Here is a 17,977-nt window from a genome sequence, read left to right as displayed (position 1 = left end):
AGCAAAACAGAAATAGACGTACAAATACGCCATTCTTTCCTATGATTATTCAGAAAGAATAGCGTATTTTTTCCTTTTTTACCTACTTGCTAAATTCTGCAAGTAACATATTTTTAAAGTTAGCTTTACCCAAATTGTTCAAATTGACGGTTAACATATGCTTGCCTCCAAGTGTACCCCCAACAAGAGTAATAAACCCTGGAATGCTACCTGTATGTCCCCATATTGAAACACCGTTTGGAAGCTTCGTTTCATAGATTCCAAGACCATATCCGCTGATCTCAGCACTTCCTGTAGGAACTGTAGTAAGCATTTCTTTTAATTGCTGCTCCTTCAGTAATTTGCCACTGAGTAAGTAAGAGAAGAATTTATTTAAGTCGTCGGCAGTAGAAATCATATCTCCAGCCGAGCTAGCTATACTTGGGTTATAATAAGTAACGTCTTTTAGCTCACTTGCTCCGTCAGGATGGAAATATCCACGGGCATGGTTGGTGCCTGGAATAACGTTCGAATTGCCAGGTAGGAATGTATTCGACAATTCAAGCGGTTCAATAATCCGATTTTCAATCTCTTCCGCATAGCTGTTTCCGGTTATTTTTTCAATAAGGATACCCAGTAATACGTATCCTGTGTCTGAATATGACCAGCCCTTTCCTGGGGCAAAGTCTGGAGGCAGAGAAAGCCCAATCTTTACTAATTCTTCAGCGGTATATGATTTTTTGGCATTCATCATATCAGCATCTTTTGATCTTAAGTATTCAGCGATACCACTTGTATGGTTCAATATCTGCCGGATAGTAATCTGGTTACCATCATATCCGTTTCCTTGAATGACACCAGGCAACCATTTTTCGATGGAGTCGTCTAGATTCAGGCGATTCTCTCCAGCTAATTGAAGTACAACTGTTGCGGTGAACGTCTTCGTCACGCTACCAATGCGAAAGCGAAAATCTGTTTCCATTGGTTTCTTAGTGCTCAGATTCGATACCCCAGCGGCGTAACCCCATGTTTTTCCATCCTCATAAGTTTTAGCGAGTATCCCCGGGTTTCCAAGTTGCAATATATCCCGCATTGCTTGCTTGACGGAATTACGATCTCGTTGAGTGCTTGTTTGTAACGAACCGGATACATTTTGAGTGGGCTCTGCTTTTACAATTGAGGTTGGCGTTATGTATAACAGGGAACTTCCAGCTATTAAAAGGGCCAGACTTGCAAATGTAATTTGACTACGTTTTTTCATAAGGCATTTCTCTCCTCTATTTATATTGTATAGGTGATTGCTTGTTCTTTTCCTTGAAACACTCTTGTTAAATGGTTTGTTTTTCATATATAAGTCATATCTGTTCCGCGTTTCACGCAGCGTTGTTTTTTTATCATACAGAATGAAAATCTCTTTTTTCTTACGCATTCCTTACAAATTACTTATGTTTAAAATAGCTTGACATTGTGCTGCATTAAAATTTGTCTTTACACGAAAAAGTGGTTGAGCAGACATCGTGCTGCTCAACCACTTCTTTCTTTATTGCACAGAAAACGCAGCTTTGACCTGGTCCAAAGACATGACCATCTGCCCATATAGCTTCCCGTCTGGAGTTGCTGGATCATAGGGATTGGACTGAGGCAAGGAAACGACGTATACCAGCCCATGCGTTTGTGCCAGTACATCACCCAGCGGCGGTCCTTCCAATTTGGACAGGTGATTCCAATGTGGTACCGTCATGACAAAAATGGTGAGGAGTGAGGATCGCTCCTCCTTTCGTTGATTGGGAGCGAACATAAAATGCGCTTCGTATTTCGTCGGCACATCCAGCTTGCCCTCCAGTGGCTGTTGGCGAGGGGGGCGCTTAGTCGTCGATGAGAACTCCTCCACGATGTAATTTCCGGTCCAAGAGGGAGGGATGGCAAACGTAAATGTCTCGGTGATCGGGATCGGCACTGTGAATTGATTGTTTATGGTTCGACCTTTGATCTCATCGGTTGTCGGTCTTTTGACTTCCCGCTCAGGGTCAGATGGAGCCGCTTGCTGTGGCGGTGGCGCTGCTTGTGGACCTGTCAGTGAACAGGCGGAGAGCAGAAAAATGAGGATGAGTCCTACATAGAAGTACGTTGCTACTTTCATCACGGTCCTCCTTGATGTATAAAACACTCCCGCTTATTCATTCCACGCAAGGAGGAAAACTATTCCATAGTCTTATCGTGAATATTTATTCAATAAAACATATTTTTCTTGAATATCAGAAAATATATAATTATAATTTAAATCAGAAATCATTTCCGGTATTCGGAAAAATTAATGCGCAATTCATCCGGGACATAAATGGGGGATAGCAGGATGATTGAGGTTAAGCAGCTTGTCAAATCTTTTGGCCCGTTAACCGTGTTGAAGGGCGTTACGCTCACGGTGGAAGAAAAGGAAGTTGTCGTCTTGCTTGGAGCCAGTGGCTCAGGAAAAAGTACTTTACTCCGATGTTTGAATTTTCTGGAATTTCATGACGGCGGAGAGATTCGAATCGGTGGTCAGCAAATTGATCCACACAAGACGAATCTGAATCAGTTCCGCGCCGAGGTCGGCATGGTTTTTCAGCACTTTAATCTGTTTCCGCACAAGACAGTTTTGGAAAACTTGATCGAGGCACCTGTTCACGTCAAAGGGATGAATGTAGCAGAGGCCAAACAATTAGCGTATGAGCTCCTGAAAAAAGTGAATATGCAGGATAAGGCCGATGTCTACCCAGACATGCTCTCTGGTGGACAAAAGCAACGGGTTGCCATCGCCAGGGCGCTTGCGATGAAGCCGAAAATCATGCTTTTTGATGAGCCAACCTCTGCACTCGATCCCGAGCTCGTCGGTGAAGTGCTACAGGTCATGAAGCAGCTCGCCAAAGAAGGAATGACAATGATCGTCGTGACACATGAAATGGGGTTCGCTCGTGAAGTAGCAGATCGGGCGGTGTTCATGCACGATGGGCAAATTCTGGAGCAGGGACCACCGAGTGAATTCTTTGAGAATCCGCAGCATGATCGTACCAAGCAGTTTTTAGGTAGCATCCGGTAAAATCCGCTACATCTAAATAATATAGAGATGAAAAACAGGGGGAATCACCAATGAAAAAACGTGCAAAATGGTCCGGAATTTTGTTGTCCACGGTTCTAATGGGCTCGCTGCTACTCTCAGCTTGTGGATCACAGACAAGCACACCGGCAGCAGGTGGACAAGCTTCTGGAGACGGTGGAAAGAAAGATTTTACGTACGCCATGAGTGGCGTGTACAAGCCGTTTAGCTTCAAGGAAAACGGGCAACTTACTGGCTTTGACGTAGAAATTGGACAAGCACTGGCAGAAAAAATGGGCATGAACGCAGTGCCGATCACCAATCCATTTGAAACGATCATCCCCGGTCTGGACGCGAAAAAATACGACGCTGTCATCGGGAGCTTGACCGTCACACCTGAGCGTCAAAAAGCTGTTCTGTTCACCAATCCGTACTACCGTTCCGGTTCGCAAATTTTCGTGCAAGAGGGCAATACCACCATCAAGAGCAAAGAAGATTTGAAGGGCAAAAAGATCGGCGTAGTAAAAGCATCCAACTACTTGGATTGGGCGAAAAAGCTGACCGATGAAGATAAAATCACGCAGTATGATAGCGATATCACCGCTTTGCTCGACCTGCCGACAGGACGCCTCGATGCCGTGATTACCGACCAGGTAGTTGGCTTGCGATTCATTAAAGAAGGCGGAGGAAAAGTAATTGACGTAGGCGAACCACTGAGCTTTGACGAGCAAGCGATCGCTGTGCGCTTGGGTGACCAGGAGGCAGTAGATCGCCTCAACAAGGCGTTGGACGAGATCGTTAAAGACGGTACCTATGAAAAGATCAGCCAAAAATGGTTTGGCCGCAATATCCTGCAAAAACAGTAAGTGGGCAACGGGGTGTCCGTGATGGATGCCCCCCTTTTTAACGCTTCATGTGAGGAGGATTGCACGTGATTATAGATATTTTTCTATCCAGTTATCCCCTTTTTCTAAAAGCGACATGGCTCACAGTTCAGTTGACGGCCGTTGCCCTGATGCTCGGTTGTGTGGTAGGTCTTGTCATTGCCTTTTTCCGGATATCCGATAACAAAGTATTGAACTACATCGCACACGTCTACATTACCGTCATTCGCGGGACGCCTTTGATCGTGCAAATTTGTATTCTGTACTTCGGCTTGGCAAATTTGGTGACGCTCTCGCAGTTTTGGGCAGGAGCCATCGCGCTGGCAGTTCATAACGGCGCATATATTGCAGAAATTTTCCGAGGCGCGATCCAGTCCATTGATCGTGGGCAGATGGAGGCATCCCGATCACTCGGAATGTCGTACCCGTTGGCGATGCGCAGAATCATTTTGCCACAGGCGTTCCGTCGGGCGATCCCATCGCTTGGCAATCAGTTTATCATCGGGCTCAAAGACTCATCGCTGGTCGCCTACGTAGGGATGCAAGATTTATGGGGAACCGGTCTGGGTGAAGCAGCCTCCAACTACAAGCAGCTAGAGACTTATATGGTCGTAGGCTTGTACTATCTCGTATTGATCATGATCTTCTCATATTTCGTAAACAAACTGGAAGCACGATTAGCCAGAGGCAAAGCCCCCAATAAACAAGCGAAAGACAACACGAGTGTGGCGGCGTAACTCTTAGTCATGGAGGACGAAAGAAAGATGGTTCAATCAGTCGAACGGGCGATGAAAATTATTCGGGTACTGATTTCAGACGAAAAACATGCTTGGCCGATTTCGGAGCTGGCGAGCGCAACGGGTCTACCAATCAGTACGCTCCACCGTTTTCTCGAATCCATGATCCAGTTCGGATTGGTTGAGCAGGACCCAGTCACCAAGCATTACAAGCCGGGATATACGTGGATGGAAATCGGTTTTATCCTGCATGAAAAGCTAAACCTGCGGGCTGTGGCGAGGCCTTTCATGGAGGAGCTGGCAAATGAAGTCGAAGAGAGTATCTTCCTCAACGTATTGGCTGGGCCGGATTCGATGCCGATCGAAAAAGTAGAAAGTCCACTGAAAATACGCATAGACGAGAACCTGGGGGAGCGGATTCCTCTCACAATCGGCGCCCCTAGCAAAATCATTCTCGCGTATTTGAAGCAGGATGCGATCACGAAAGTCGTTTCAGCCCAGCTTTCGCCAGACAAGCAGCCGTCATTTTTGGACCAGCTGAGTGAAGCGAAGAAAAGTGGCTATGCGATCAGCTACGAAGAGAAGACGGAAGGCACCATGGCAGTCGCTGCTCCAATCATCGGCTACGGAAATCAACTCGTCGGAGCGCTCTCGATCAACGCCCCGTGCTTTCGGGTGACAGAAGATCGATTGCCCCTACTCATCGAAAAAGTGAAACGCCAAGCTACGACGATTTCGGCAAGAATCGGCGGCGCATAAGTTAACCCTCCATTCCAGCATCTGTGGATGGAGGGTTTGCTTTTTTTTATAGTAACCATCAGATCTTTCAATTTTTTCGCCTCGAAAAACTGTGTTAGTGTGAAAGAAACAGTGGGGAGGGGAGAGAGACATGTTTCCATTTCGCGTTATTAATCAGGAAACAACGGAAGATGTGCTGGATATGGTTAGTGTCATCGAAGTGGTGGAGCAAGCCTATCAAATGAAATCGAGTCAGCAGGCGACGTTGTTTCCACTCATTTTTCATGAGTTCGTAGAGGGCAGAGCCGACATGGATATCAAATCCGGTCATTTGCCGCAAGCCGATATATTTGGACTCAAGCTCGTCTCGTGGTTCGGTGACAATGACAAGAAAGGTCTGCCACAACTAGTCGGTACTGTGATGGTAGTAGACAGCCGAACTGGCGTACCGCAGGGGATTTTGAGTGGAGAGCACATTACTTGCATGCGTACGGGAGCTGCCGGAGGAATCGGTGCAAAGTATTTGGCACGTCCCGAATCGGAGAACCTGCTGATTGTCGGGACGGGACATCAGGCTCCTTTTCAAATCATGGCGACACTGATGACGATGACAGAGATCAAGCGGGTGTACATCTGCAATCCGCGATCACCAGAAAAGGCGCAAAGCTTTGCCGCCAAAATCAAAGAGAACCTCTTGACCAGATTCGTCTCCAAGTATGCGGGAGAAGAGTACGAGCGGTATGCCAGCCGTTGTGACGTGGAGTTTATCGCGGTGGACAATCTCGAAGAAGCGACTAGACAAGCAGATATGATCATCACCGCAACTCCTTCACGTGAACCGATGATCCAAGCGGAGTGGGTAAAGCCGGGGACGCATATTACCTGCATAGGGGCAGACATGGAAGGAAAACAGGAAATCGATGAACGGCTTTTTGCAAAAGCGCGCGTCTTCGTTGATGATGTCGGACAGTCAGTACGGGTGGGAGAGACAGAGGTAGCTGTAAAAAAGGGGCTGATAACAGAGGGCGATATCGCAGCAGAGATTGGCAATGTCATCCCCGGTCGTGCCCAAGGAAGACAACATGTAGAAGAAATCACGATTTTTGATAGCACCGGGATCGCGTTCCAAGATTTACTGACAGCGGCACACATTTTGAAAGTGGCGGATAAGCGCGGTATAGGAACGATCGTTGATCTGTAAGGGTGAAAGGATAGGATTAGGAGGGGAACGACGATGAGAATTGCACCTTTTAAAGTAGAAGAATGGATGAACGCCTACGAGATGGAGGCTGTTTACAATATTGCCGAAACATGCGTCGATTCGCTGACGGTAGAAGAGTTGATCCGCCTTTCCGATGAGCCGGAAGATTTTTTCCGAGAGATGGCCCAGAAGAAGCTGACGTACGGTCATATCGAGGGTTCGCCGGAATTCCGCAGTCTCGTCGCGAGTATGTATCAAACGATGAAGCCGGACAACATTTTGGCGATGAACGGGGCGATCGGAGCGAATTTTCTCACCTTGTTCTCGCTCGTTGCGCCTGGTGACGAAGTAATTACAGTGCATCCAACGTATCAGCAAATTTATTCGGTACCGGAGTCGTTCGGAGCGCAGGTCAAGCTGCTCAGACTTTTGCCGGAAAATGATTTTTTGCCTGATCCGGTTGAGCTACGTTCACTCATTACAGACAAGACCAAGCTGATCTGTATCAACAATCCGAACAATCCATCTGGAGCTTTGATGGGTGAAGGTTTGCTGCGAGAAATCGTAGAGATTGCCCGCTCCGTAGATGCTTACTTACTGTGTGACGAGGTGTATCGAAATTTGCACCAAGACCCGGAGGTTGTGGTACCATCTATCGTCGACTTGTACGAAAAAGGGATTGCGACAAGCAGCATGTCCAAAGTGTTTTCATTGGCGGGCTTGCGTCTGGGGTGGATTGCAGCACCTCAGGATGTGATCAAAAGCTGCTTCCAGCACCGCGATTATACGACCATCAGCTGCGGGATGCTGGATGACATGCTGGCTGTCCATGCACTGAAAAACCGCGACAAGATCATGGAGCGCAGCCTAAAGATCGTGCGGGACAACCTGCAGATTCTCGATGAGTGGGTAGCGAAGGAGCCGTTGGTCTCTTACGTCAAGCCGCAGGCTGGAACAACGGCAATGCTCAAGTACGAGCTGGATATCCCTTCGGAAACGTTTTGCATTGACCTGTTTAAAACGACAGGGGCGTTTTTGACACCAGGCAGTTGCTTCGACATGGAAGGGTGGTTACGAATCGGGTACGCCTGCTCGTCTGAAGTGCTTCAAGTAGGTCTATCAAAAGTATCGGAGTTTTTGGAGTCACGCAAATAAGGGATAAAGTAGGAGAGGGAGTGTCTCTTCGGTGGAAGAAAAGAGACACTCTTATGCTCGCAAGCTGGCGGAGATGATAGGGGAGCACGCACAGGGTATCGGTTGAACATAGAGCCACTCTCGGCTACACTTTTTCTAACAGAGGTTGTTCAAAAAGCCGACTTTTTGAACACGCACTTACACGAAGAATGGGTGTCGTTCGGTGAGGGAGTGGATAATCAATCATGGAGTTACGCAATCTGAAGACATTTCAGGTCGTTGCCGAGCATTTGAACTTGACGAAGGCTGCAGAGCAACTCGGATACAGCCAGCCTACGATTACACTCCAGATTCAAGCATTGGAGCGGGAGCTGGGTCATCCTTTGCTTAATCGGGTAGGCAAGCGCACGTTTTTGACACCGGCCGGAAAAATAGTGAAACAACATACGGATCAGCTTTTCTACGTTCTCCAGCACATGGCGGAGGGACTTAATCACTTAGACATGCCTGTAGGACCGCTGGTCGTGGCGGCCCCGGAGTTTTATTGCATCCAATACATGCCCCAAATTCTGAAAGCATATGTAGAGACACATCCACAGGTCAATTTGCAGGTCATTTCATGCACCAGTCAGGAGACTTTGAAAAAAATACAAGCCCACGAGGCAGATATTGGGATCATTGCGGGCATCACCTCGCAACCAGGTATTCATTCCAGCGTCGTGGACTTGGAACAATTCACCTTGATTGCTTCTCCTGATTTGATGAAGGACAAAACACTGGCAGAGGCTCTCATGACCTTTCCTTTTTTGTCTTATCAGGAGGGGTGCAATCTCGATGAATTTATTACCCAATGCCTGTTGGAGTTAAACTACATCCCACCCTCTATCATTAAATGTAGCAGCGAAGAAACGATCAAACGGTCAGTCCTGAATCAAACAGGCATAGCCCTGCTCAGTAAGGTTCTAGTGGAAAAAGAGCTTCGAACAGGAGAACTAATGGAGTTGTACCGCTTTTCCAAGAAAGCAGAAACATCGCTGGTCTGTCTGGGGCGCCGAAGAGAAGAGCCTGCAATCCAGACCTTCATGGAACTGGTCAAAGACATTTGGTTATCGATAAGAGAAGAGTAGTCATGACAAGGGGCAGTCTAAGGAGTCCCTCAAAAGTAAAGAAGCTGGGAAAAACGGTTTCGTTTTTCCTAGCTTCTTTTTCTGTGTGGAACGGCAATAATATTGTAAAATGAAAGAAGGTAAGAGAAATAGGAGATGACAACAAATGAGTAAGCAAGTAAACGAAAAGGAACTCGTTTCGCATTTAGCTACCAAAACAAAAGTAGATCCGCAAAAAATCATGATCGTACTCAAGCATGAGCAAGCGTACATGAACAGTGCGAAGGCAGATGCAAAAGGTGATGTCGACGTTGATTTTGATGATCTCGTAGATTACATCATGGGTAAGTCAGATGTGAAGCTAGATGAGATCACCGTAGAGAAGATCCTGGATGTAGAGATGGAATACTTGATTAAAAAAGGAATCGCCGGATATATAGACTAATAGAGGACGTCTGGTTATCAGGAAAAGAAGAGTAGTGTTCCAAGCACATTCCCCTTGTAGAGGGTGATGTGCTTTTTTATTACCACAACGCAAAAGGGTTATCATGGTAAAAAATCTAAAAACCATCTGAAAGACGGTGGCTGCAGTGGGGAGAAGAATATTTCCAGTCTAGGCTCCAGGCTCCGTCCCTCAGGGAAGCTTTGACTGCCCGCTCCAAAGGAATTAGCGGGGAAACGCAAAAGTGGTAGCCGCTACGTCGCATGAGCACGGTTGCGTTTCTTTTACCCGCTAATCCCTTCTCCGCTCGGTAGGACTCCACAAGTCGCTACGTCTGGAAATATTCTTCTCTGGCGTATCTGATTACGTTCTTCGTTCTTTTCAAGCTTTTAAAAAACGAATAACTTTAACAGCTCGTAGAGGAAACAGGAGAAATAAGCGAAGATCTTTGGTACACCGACCGAGACGGAATGCAAAAAGCGAAACACGCCCTTAAGCGTCCACCTCTGAAACACATCCTGAATGGACCACTTTGGACGCGGTTTCGCTTTTTGCATGGAGTCGGGCAGTGAATCCCCCAGCGGGTGGGACAAGAAGCTGAGCGTTTTCTCCTGTTTCCTCCCCACCACAACAGAGTGACAAGTGGATTTTTAGTATTATTTAACAAGGGATATATACACTGAAAATCCAAAAAATATCTGAAAGACAAATGTAAATTGTTTGACTATTGGTAGTCGTCGTGTCTATAATTTGGTTATCTTTGTTAGTAATGTTAACTAACTGTGTGGCGGTGATCGAAGAAGCGTGCAAGCTCCCAAAAAAACAGGTAATAGCAAACTCGTGAAAAAACTGAATAAAGAAGAAGTATTGCAACAGGTCGTCTTGCACGGGCAAATTTCCCGCGCAGATATCTCCAAGCAGACACATCTCAGCCGTCCATGTGTTTCCGCCCTCGTAGATGAAATGATCCAGGAAGGACTCCTACAAGAAGTAGGAATGGGCGATTCCAAAGGCGGCCGAAAGCCGATTTTGTTGGAGTACAACTATCAGGCGTACGCCATTGCAGGCGCGATTTTTGAAGGATCTACCCTGGACATGGCCATCGCAGATATGAAAGGTGAGTTCTTGGCTCGCTATCGCAAACGGCTGGCACAACCAGCGAATGGCGAAACCGTCATCGAAGATTTGGCAGCCGGACTGGATCGCTTGCTGCGTGAAAGCGGCATCCCGCGAGAGCGTCTACTCGGAATGGGCGTCGGTTTGCAGGGGGTCACACAGCGTGGCAGTGGAACCGTCAGCTTTTCGCCCAGCACAGGATGGATGGGTTCACCGATTCAGCAGACCATCGAAGCGCGACTCGGACTGCCCGTCATTATCGACAATGACGTGAATATGATGACACTGGGCGAGTATGTCCGTGGAGCAGGGGTCGGCCATACCAATGTCGTCTACATGTACGTAGGAACGGGGATTGGGGCCGGGATCATTTTGGATGGACAGTTTTATCGGGGGAGTCGTGAGGCAGCAGGAGAAATCGGCTTCATGATGATCGGCCCGGTACATAATCGCCCGAATGGCGCGTCAGGCGTGTTTGAGACGCATTATTCGATTCCGGGTATCCAAGCGCAGGCTAAGGGATTTCTCTCTGACCTTCAGGAAGGGTCGAGTGTCATAGAAGAGCTGATCCGGCACGCCAAGCAAAATGCAGAAGCAAAAGAGCTTCTTGCAGATGTGTATCGACATTGGGCGTACGGAATGGCGAACATCATCAGTATTTTGAACCCGGAAATATTGATCCTGAGCGGGGAGATGGTCCACGTCGATGGTGAAGGGGTGAAGCAAATTCACGAATGGCTGAGAGAATGGGTGCCCGAGGTGCCTAATCTTGAAAAAGCGAGTCTGGGGGAGCGAGCTGGTTTGATTGGTGCTGTCCATAGTGTTTTGGAAGCGTTTCCTTTCACACGACTGCTTGACAAAGAGTGAGAAGAACAAGAGGGGGAGTTCGTTTTGAAAAAGACAACTAGCAAGCTGAAAACATGGATGAAGGGCGTATTTGTCAGTTCCTTGGCTCTGACTGTGGCTGCGTGCGGCAGTGGAGGACAGGAAGCAAAGCCTGCGGACAACAACGCAGGCGGCCAATCAGGCACGGCTGCTCAACCTGCTGATTCATCGGGTGACCCACAAAGACTGGTGATTTACACCGGACGGGACAAAAACATTTTTGAAATCGTATTGCCAAAATTCAAAGAAAAGTACCCGAACATTGAAGTGGAAACACTCGAGATGGGTGCCCAACAAATTTTGGAGCGCGTTCGTGCAGAGAAGGCGAACCCGCAGGCTGACTTCTGGTGGGGTGGTACCCAATCTGCTCTAGCGACAGCAGCCAATGAAGATCTGCTGGAGCCTTACAAGCCGACTTTTGCAGACAAGGTTCCAGATTTGTACAAAGATCCACAAGATCGCTGGTACGGCGAAATGCTTTTGCCAGAGGTTATCATGTACAACTCGCAGGTGCTGAAGCCAGAAGAAGCGCCGCAAGATTGGGACGAATTGATCGATCCGAAATTCAAAGACAAGATCGTTATCCGAAACGTACTGCCGTCCGGCACGATGCGTACCATTTATTCTGCAATGATCTTCCGTCAAGGGGCGGATACTCCTGAAAAAGGTTATGAATGGCTGACCAAGCTCGATGCCAATACAAAAGAGTACACGCAAGACCCGACAAACCTGTATTTGAAGCTGGATCGTCAAGAGGGCGTCATCTCCTTGTGGAACCTCCAAGACGTGCTGATCCAAAGCAAAAAGAACAACCATCCGTATGACTTCATTTATCCGAAGAGCGGGGCACCAATTCTCGTAGACGGCGTGGCTCTGGTAAAAGGCGCGAAAAACCAGGACGCAGCGAAAAAGTTCATGGAATTCTTGATGAGTCCTGAAATGGCTGCCCAATTGGCGAAGGAGCGCTTCCAGTTCCCATCTCGTACGGACATCAGCAAGGACCAATTGCCAGATTTCATGAAAAATCTCGAGCTGAAGCCAATGGAACTCGATTGGGCTGTCATGGCTGCAAAAGAAAAAGAGTGGATGCAGCATTGGGATGAAAACATCAAGGGCAAAGGCAAGAAGTAAGGAAGGTTTTTTTCAAGCAGCTAGGCGGGAAGGCGTTGTCCTTTCCGTCTAGTCACTTATAGAAGTTGTTTGAAAACGGACGCAGCTTGAAATGACTTGCGATGAAGGAGGAAACACAACCCGATGAGCAGCGTAACACTTGATCACGTTCACAAAAGGTTTGGCCAAGCAAAAGGGGTCGAAGATGTTCACATTCATATCGAATCAGGAGAGTTTTTTACTTTTCTCGGTCCGAGTGGCTGCGGCAAAACGACTACCCTGCGCATGATTGCCGGCTTTTATTATCCAACGGATGGCCATATCCGCTTTGGATCACAGGAGGTTACATCTCTTCCTCCGCATAAGCGCAATACCGGGATGGTATTCCAAAACTACGCGTTGTTCCCGCACATGACTGTTTTTGAAAATATCGCGTTTGGTTTGCAGGTTCGGAAAGTGAACAAAACCGATGCAAAAGAGCGCGTAGAACGGATCATGAAGCTGGTCCGTCTGGAAGGCTATGGTGAACGCCGCATTGATCAGCTTTCTGGGGGACAACAGCAACGGGTAGCACTGGCACGGGCGCTGGTCATCGAGCCGCAGATTCTGCTGTTGGATGAGCCGCTGTCCAATCTGGATGCGAAGCTTCGCGAAGAGACGCGTTTTGAGATCAAGAGACTCCAGCTGGAGTTGGGGATTACGACGATTTACGTTACGCACGATCAGGCGGAAGCGATGTCGATGTCAGACCGGATTATGGTCATGCAGAGCGGAGAGGTGCAGCAGATAGGCACACCGCATGAGATTTATCATCGTCCTGTAAACCGTTTTGTCGCTTCTTTTATCGGCGAGACGAATCTGTGGGAAGGGACAGTTACAGGGTTTGATGGCGACGAAGTGCTGGTTCGCACGGCTTCTGGACAAATGCTCAGCGGATTTAAGAAAAACGCTTCTCCACGTGCACAGCTGTCAGTTGGGGAGAAGGTGACAATGTCGATCCGTCCTGAATCCGTCCTGGAGAGTACAGGCAACGAGGGACAAAATGTAGTGACAGGCTCTGTTGTCATGTCTGAATTTACAGGGGCGTGTGTCAATTACGTCACGGAGGTAGGAACGGAGAGCCTGCGCAGCATGTCGATCAACCTGGGACGACCGATTAAACAGCGCGGCGATGCCATCGGCCTACATATACCGAAAGAGAGCATTTATTTTGCCGGATAAGGGGGAAGAAGCTTTTGAGAGCAGAGTTGCAGCAAGCGCCGACAGCAGCCAGACGAAAGTCCATCACCGCTTCACCCGCCTTCGTCTACGTGCTGGTATCGCCACTCTTTTTAATATTGTTGGCTTATGTCGTTTATCCATTGTTCGAAACGTTCGTTGCGAGTATCAAAATCGATGAAGAAATTACGTGGAAAAACTATATTCGCTTCTTCAGCCTGGAGCATACGGCCAACCTGGAAGCGTTGTGGAACAGTGTCTACATATCGGTTCTGAGTGTCATTACATGCGGAATCGTTGGCGTCGCGATGGCGTTTTTATTGGAACGCTATGATTTTCCTGGACGAAAAATCCTTTCTGTTCTGGCTTTGGTTCCGATGGCGTTGCCTCCACTCATTGGCGTTCTCTCGTTTACCTTTTTGTACGGAGAGAGTGGAATCATTCCACGGGCGATCAAAGAGCTGTTTGGGCTTGCCCAGGTTCCTTTCTCGTTAAAAGGAATTTGGGGTGTGGTCGTCGTTCATACGTTTACGATGTACACCTACTTCTTCATGACAGCTACAGCAGCAATCAAGGGACTCGACCCGTCCTTGGAAGAGGCGGCAGCCAGTCTTGGAGCGAATCGCTTTACCGTTTGGCGGCGCATTATTTTGCCGATGCTTACGCCAGCCATGGTCGCGTCTTCTCTGTTGGTTTTCATGATTTCGATGGCTTCTTATACGGCGCCACTCATTTTCGGAATTGACCGGACAATGACGATGCAAATCTATCTGTCTCGCACCAATGGAGATTTGGACATGGCTGCGACACAGTCTACGATTCTTTCGATTGTTTCCGTGGCTTTTCTTTTGATCATGCGTTGGTACCAAGGCGCGCGCAACTACCAGAATTTGAGCAAAGGGGTCAGCGTGCACCGTACCGAGATCAAGAGCAAAGCAGGACGCTACACCACGATTGTGCTGTCGTTTATCGGTACAGTCATTCTGATGCTGCCAATTCTCGTATTGGTACTCATCTCCTTCTCGGTGGATGGTACCTGGACGGTGCAAATATTACCTCCGGAGTATACCTTGTCGCATTACATGGATTTGTTCACGGATAGTAAGACATGGCGTCCGATTCTCAACAGCTTGCAGTTGTCTGCTATCGCGGTAATCGGGATTGTCATTTTCGGTGTAGCTGCGGCTTATGCCATGGTTCGCCTCAAGTTTCGCGGGAAAACGCTTCTTGATGTATTGATCATGCTGCCATGGGCATTGCCAGGGACAGTTGTGGCGATCAACCTGATTGCAGCGTTCAGTGAGCCGAATGCATTCAGCTTTGGTCAGGTTTTGATCGGAACATTCTGGATTATCCCGTTGGCGTATTTTGTCCGACATCTACCACTTGTGTTTCGCTCTACCAATGCGACTTTGATGCAGATGGACCCATCCGTCGAGGAGGCTGCGCGGAATCTGGGTGCTTCCTGGTGGTACAGCTTCAGACGTGTCGTGTTCCCGATGGCTTGGGGTGGAATTCTCGCAGGTACGCTCTTGGCATTCGTCCAGTGTATCGGGGAGTTTGTGGCTTCGATTCTGATCTTCACACCGAAGACAACGCCATTGTCTGTCGCGGTATTCCAACGCATGTACAGTAATGAATTCGGCACCGCTTGCGCCTATGGTGTCTTGCAAATCGTGGTCATCATCATCGTATTGTTCATCTCCAGAAAACTGACCGGAGATAAAGCGGGAACTGCCGTGTAAAAGCTGGATGCCTTCGTGAAAAAGGGGGAGCTTCACGTGGATGTCAGTGAATCGATGGACAAGAAATCACCGATGGTGCAGCCGACTAAATTGCCCTGCCCGCCCATTCCCGCATCTCTTCGCACCATGCAGGGGGAACACGGACTGCTCGATCTATGGAAAGCGATTAAGCCGCTCGATACCATTGCCAGTGCCATGAACACAGGTGCCCATCCAGACGATGAGCACAGTGCCATGCTCGCTTACTTGGCGCTGGGGAGAGGCGTGTATACCACGAGTGTGATCGCGACAAGAGGGGAAGGCGGCCAAAACGAAATCGGCTGCGAGCAAGGTACCGCGCTTGGGATTATCCGCACGCGCGAACTGGAAGAAGCCTCATCTCTCGGCAATGTGACGCTTGGCATCTTAAGCGAAGAGCTGGATGATCCCATTCATGATTTCGGGTTCTCCAAATGCGCCGAAGAAACCTTCCGCAAATGGGGCGAAGAGGTCGTGTACGAGCGATTGATTCGAAAAATCAGGGAGCTGCGCCCCGATGTCGTCATCGCTTGCTTTGAAAATGAACCGACGACACACGGACATCACCGGGCGATTACGTTACTGACACAGCGTGCTTTCCACGAAGCGGCCGATCCACAGATCTTTCCGGAGCACAGGCAGGCTGGACTTTTGCCGTGGCAAATGAAAAAGCTGTATTTGCCTATCATGGACAACGATGATTATCACGTGGCTGTACCCGTGGGGGAATACGACCAAATCTACGGCTCATCCTATGTCCAGCTTGGTGAGCGATCGAGGTTTATGCATAAGACACAGGGCATGGGTGTTCATTACGACGAAGGCCCGACCTACAATTACTACCGCTTGGATGCATCTGTTTCCCCGGCACCGGAAAAAGAGCGTGACTTTTTTTTCGGACTGCCCTTCAGTTTTGCTGATCTGGCGCAGGGTATCGCGGCAAAAGGCGGGCGAGAACTCGCCGAAGTGCTTCACCGTATGCACGATGCGGCTACAGATATTTTGAATGCCTACCCGCGTTTTGCTGAGGTGGCACAAAGGGTTCACCGCATGAAGGCCTTGCTTGCGTCTGCACAACAAGAAGTATGCAAGGCTCCACTCGATGAAGAAACAAAGATTGATTTGATGTATCGGCTAGGACTCAAGGAAGCGCAGCTAAACCGTGCCAGTGCCGAGGCTCTGTCATTGGTCGTGAAAATCAAACCGGAGACGGGCGAGTGGGTGGCAGGTCAGACGACAACCGTCACCGTAACGGCTTACAACGGCGGCTCGCTTGAGGTTGAGCATGTGCAGCTGCGTATGCGTGTCCCCGCTGGATGGACGGCGAAACCACTCACGCCAACTGCGTTTCCACGACTTGCTTACAATCAGACGGTGTGCACCGTATTTGAGGTATCGATTCCTGCACAGACGGAGCTGTTCCATCCTTACAAGCCGCCCGTGCTCGATGTCGAGGTGCTCTATTTCGCCTTCGATACAGCCAGTACGATTCGCGTGGAGCCGGATAGCCGTGTAGCTGTGCTTCCGCCGTATGCCGTCACGCTGTCACCGTCAGATGTGGTGCGAAACACGCTGCATACGGATGAGGCGATCCCGGTTAAGGTAACACTGAAACAGTACCGTCCGGGAAGCTCTACAGCCAAGGTCGCTCTCGTTGTTCCGGCAGGCTGGACGGCGGAGCCAGCCTTTGTCGATGTCCCGTTTTCTTTCCGCAGCGAGACGAAAACGATTGCGTTTACTGTTCATACCACGCCACAAGTGAAGAATGGCAAATATCAGATCAGCGCTACGGTCGCGGGGACAGACGGTGTGACAGAGATCGCGCAGGATGTGCAGGTCATTGAATACCCGCATGTCGGTCGCACGTATTTCATCCGACCTGCTACGCTGACTGTTCAAGCCTTTGACCTGGCCATCCCGAAAAATCAACGGATCGGCTATGTATCCAGCGGCTTTGACAATATGGATAAATACTTGCGCGCGGTTGGGGTGAATTGCCTCAATCTCGACGCAAACGAAATACAATCGGGCGATTTGTCCCGCTACGACACGATTGTTCTCGGCATTCGCGCATACGGATTCCGCCGCGAATTAATCGAGAGCAACCAGCGTCTTTTGCACTATGTAGAAAACGGCGGAAATCTCGTTGTTCAATATCACAAGCCGGAGGACAAATGGAAGCCGCACTTGGCACCTTACCCTATTTTTATCGGCGAGTCGCTGATCGATTGGCGGGTGACCAATGAGCAATCAGACGTCCGTATGCTGGCCCCTGACCATCCGATGTTCCAGGAGCCAAATGTGATTACCCAAGCAGACTGGGATGGATGGGTGCAGGAGCGCTCCATCTACAATCCTTCTCGCTGGGGAAGCGAGTATACCGAGCTGATTGCGACAAGTGATCCGGGAGAACCGGAGTTCCGCGGCATTTTCCTCACGGCGCACTATGGAAAAGGGACGTACACCTACAGCTCGCTTGCCTGGTTCCGCGAGATTCCACAGCTAGTCCCTGGCGCTTTTCGTTTGTTCGTCAACATGATCAGTCAGAAGCAGTAATGCCCCATCCACTCCGGGCCAACCGTGGGTCGATC

15 protein-coding genes are annotated in these 17,977 nt (G+C 48.9%); 13 read left to right on the top strand and 2 right to left on the bottom strand.

All coding sequences use genetic code 11. The features are described 5' to 3' along the window. Window positions 1-82 precede the first annotated feature (82 nt). Window positions 83-1,240, bottom strand: a complete 1,158-nt coding sequence (locus HP398_RS25685) for a serine hydrolase domain-containing protein (protein WP_017252173.1) — start codon at window positions 1,238-1,240, stop codon at window positions 83-85. Window positions 1,241-1,519: 279 nt separating this feature from the next. After that, window positions 1,520-2,119, bottom strand: a complete 600-nt coding sequence (locus tag HP398_RS25680) for a hypothetical protein (protein WP_017252172.1) — start codon at window positions 2,117-2,119, stop codon at window positions 1,520-1,522. A 213-nt stretch (window positions 2,120-2,332) separates the two neighbouring features. Here HP398_RS25680 and HP398_RS25675 point away from each other — a divergent pair, with 213 nt between their 5' ends. The 13 genes from HP398_RS25675 (at window position 2,333) to HP398_RS25615 (ending at window position 17,942) form a co-directional block, all read left to right on the top strand. Next, window positions 2,333-3,055, top strand: a complete 723-nt coding sequence (locus HP398_RS25675; protein ID WP_173624036.1) for an amino acid ABC transporter ATP-binding protein — start codon at window positions 2,333-2,335, stop codon at window positions 3,053-3,055. A gap of 50 nt (window positions 3,056-3,105) precedes the next feature. Then, window positions 3,106-3,918 carry an ABC transporter substrate-binding protein gene (locus tag HP398_RS25670; RefSeq protein ID WP_173624035.1) on the top strand — a complete coding sequence of 271 codons (813 nt, stop codon included), beginning with the start codon at window positions 3,106-3,108 and terminating at the stop codon, window positions 3,916-3,918. 65 nt (window positions 3,919-3,983) lie between these two features. Next, on the top strand, window positions 3,984-4,673 hold the full coding sequence (locus tag HP398_RS25665; protein ID WP_017252169.1) for an amino acid ABC transporter permease: 690 nt from the start codon (window positions 3,984-3,986) through the stop codon (window positions 4,671-4,673). Between the two features lie 27 nt (window positions 4,674-4,700). Continuing rightward, window positions 4,701-5,432, top strand: a complete 732-nt coding sequence (locus tag HP398_RS25660; protein WP_173624034.1) for an IclR family transcriptional regulator — start codon at window positions 4,701-4,703, stop codon at window positions 5,430-5,432. A 130-nt stretch (window positions 5,433-5,562) separates the two neighbouring features. Continuing rightward, window positions 5,563-6,612, top strand: a complete 1,050-nt coding sequence (locus HP398_RS25655) for an ornithine cyclodeaminase family protein (RefSeq protein ID WP_173624033.1) — start codon at window positions 5,563-5,565, stop codon at window positions 6,610-6,612. Between the two features lie 33 nt (window positions 6,613-6,645). Next, a complete protein-coding gene (locus HP398_RS25650; RefSeq protein ID WP_173624032.1) occupies window positions 6,646-7,767 on the top strand; it encodes an aminotransferase in 1,122 nt (373 codons plus the stop codon). A 224-nt stretch (window positions 7,768-7,991) separates the two neighbouring features. Continuing rightward, window positions 7,992-8,873 (top strand): LysR family transcriptional regulator, encoded by an 882-nt coding sequence (locus HP398_RS25645; protein WP_173624031.1) that lies wholly within the window; start codon window positions 7,992-7,994, stop codon window positions 8,871-8,873. A 145-nt stretch (window positions 8,874-9,018) separates the two neighbouring features. Beyond that, the gene (locus tag HP398_RS25640) at window positions 9,019-9,297 is read left to right on the top strand and encodes a hypothetical protein (protein ID WP_017252164.1); all 279 of its coding nucleotides are present in this window, start codon (window positions 9,019-9,021) and stop codon (window positions 9,295-9,297) included. A gap of 801 nt (window positions 9,298-10,098) precedes the next feature. Further along, window positions 10,099-11,277, top strand: a complete 1,179-nt coding sequence (locus HP398_RS25635; protein WP_017252163.1) for an ROK family protein — start codon at window positions 10,099-10,101, stop codon at window positions 11,275-11,277. 24 nt (window positions 11,278-11,301) lie between these two features. After that, entirely contained in the window at window positions 11,302-12,426 is a 1,125-nt protein-coding gene (locus HP398_RS25630; RefSeq protein WP_173624030.1) for an extracellular solute-binding protein, read from the top strand. 123 nt (window positions 12,427-12,549) lie between these two features. Continuing rightward, on the top strand, window positions 12,550-13,626 hold the full coding sequence (locus HP398_RS25625) for an ABC transporter ATP-binding protein (RefSeq protein ID WP_017252161.1): 1,077 nt from the start codon (window positions 12,550-12,552) through the stop codon (window positions 13,624-13,626). A gap of 14 nt (window positions 13,627-13,640) precedes the next feature. Further along, window positions 13,641-15,368: an ABC transporter permease gene (locus tag HP398_RS25620; protein WP_173618794.1), complete on the top strand. Its 1,728-nt coding sequence runs from the start codon at window positions 13,641-13,643 to the stop codon at window positions 15,366-15,368. A gap of 54 nt (window positions 15,369-15,422) precedes the next feature. Further along, window positions 15,423-17,942, top strand: coding sequence for an NEW3 domain-containing protein (locus HP398_RS25615; protein WP_217368884.1), 2,520 nt, complete (start codon window positions 15,423-15,425; stop codon window positions 17,940-17,942). Window positions 17,943-17,977: the final 35 nt, after the last annotated feature.

Source organism: Brevibacillus sp. HB1.4B (genome assembly GCF_013284285.1).
Classification (GTDB): Bacteria; Bacillota; Bacilli; order Brevibacillales; family Brevibacillaceae; genus Brevibacillus; species Brevibacillus porteri.
This window is presented reverse-complemented; position numbering and strand designations above follow the sequence as displayed.

What these genes read in the sequence shown, in the direction of transcription:
- HP398_RS25685 (WP_017252173.1), bottom strand. Translation starts at nt 1,240, where the DNA reads ATGAAAAAACGTAGTCAAATTACATTTGCAAGTCTGGCCCTTTTAATA.
- HP398_RS25680 (WP_017252172.1), bottom strand. Translation starts at nt 2,119, where the DNA reads ATGAAAGTAGCAACGTACTTCTATGTAGGACTCATCCTCATTTTTCTG.
- HP398_RS25675 (WP_173624036.1), top strand. Translation starts at nt 2,333, where the DNA reads ATGATTGAGGTTAAGCAGCTTGTCAAATCTTTTGGCCCGTTAACCGTG.
- HP398_RS25670 (WP_173624035.1), top strand. Translation starts at nt 3,106, where the DNA reads ATGAAAAAACGTGCAAAATGGTCCGGAATTTTGTTGTCCACGGTTCTA.
- HP398_RS25660 (WP_173624034.1), top strand. Translation starts at nt 4,701, where the DNA reads ATGGTTCAATCAGTCGAACGGGCGATGAAAATTATTCGGGTACTGATT.
- HP398_RS25655 (WP_173624033.1), top strand. Translation starts at nt 5,563, where the DNA reads ATGTTTCCATTTCGCGTTATTAATCAGGAAACAACGGAAGATGTGCTG.
- HP398_RS25650 (WP_173624032.1), top strand. Translation starts at nt 6,646, where the DNA reads ATGAGAATTGCACCTTTTAAAGTAGAAGAATGGATGAACGCCTACGAG.
- HP398_RS25645 (WP_173624031.1), top strand. Translation starts at nt 7,992, where the DNA reads ATGGAGTTACGCAATCTGAAGACATTTCAGGTCGTTGCCGAGCATTTG.
- HP398_RS25640 (WP_017252164.1), top strand. Translation starts at nt 9,019, where the DNA reads ATGAGTAAGCAAGTAAACGAAAAGGAACTCGTTTCGCATTTAGCTACC.
- HP398_RS25625 (WP_017252161.1), top strand. Translation starts at nt 12,550, where the DNA reads ATGAGCAGCGTAACACTTGATCACGTTCACAAAAGGTTTGGCCAAGCA.
- HP398_RS25615 (WP_217368884.1), top strand. Translation starts at nt 15,423, where the DNA reads ATGGACAAGAAATCACCGATGGTGCAGCCGACTAAATTGCCCTGCCCG.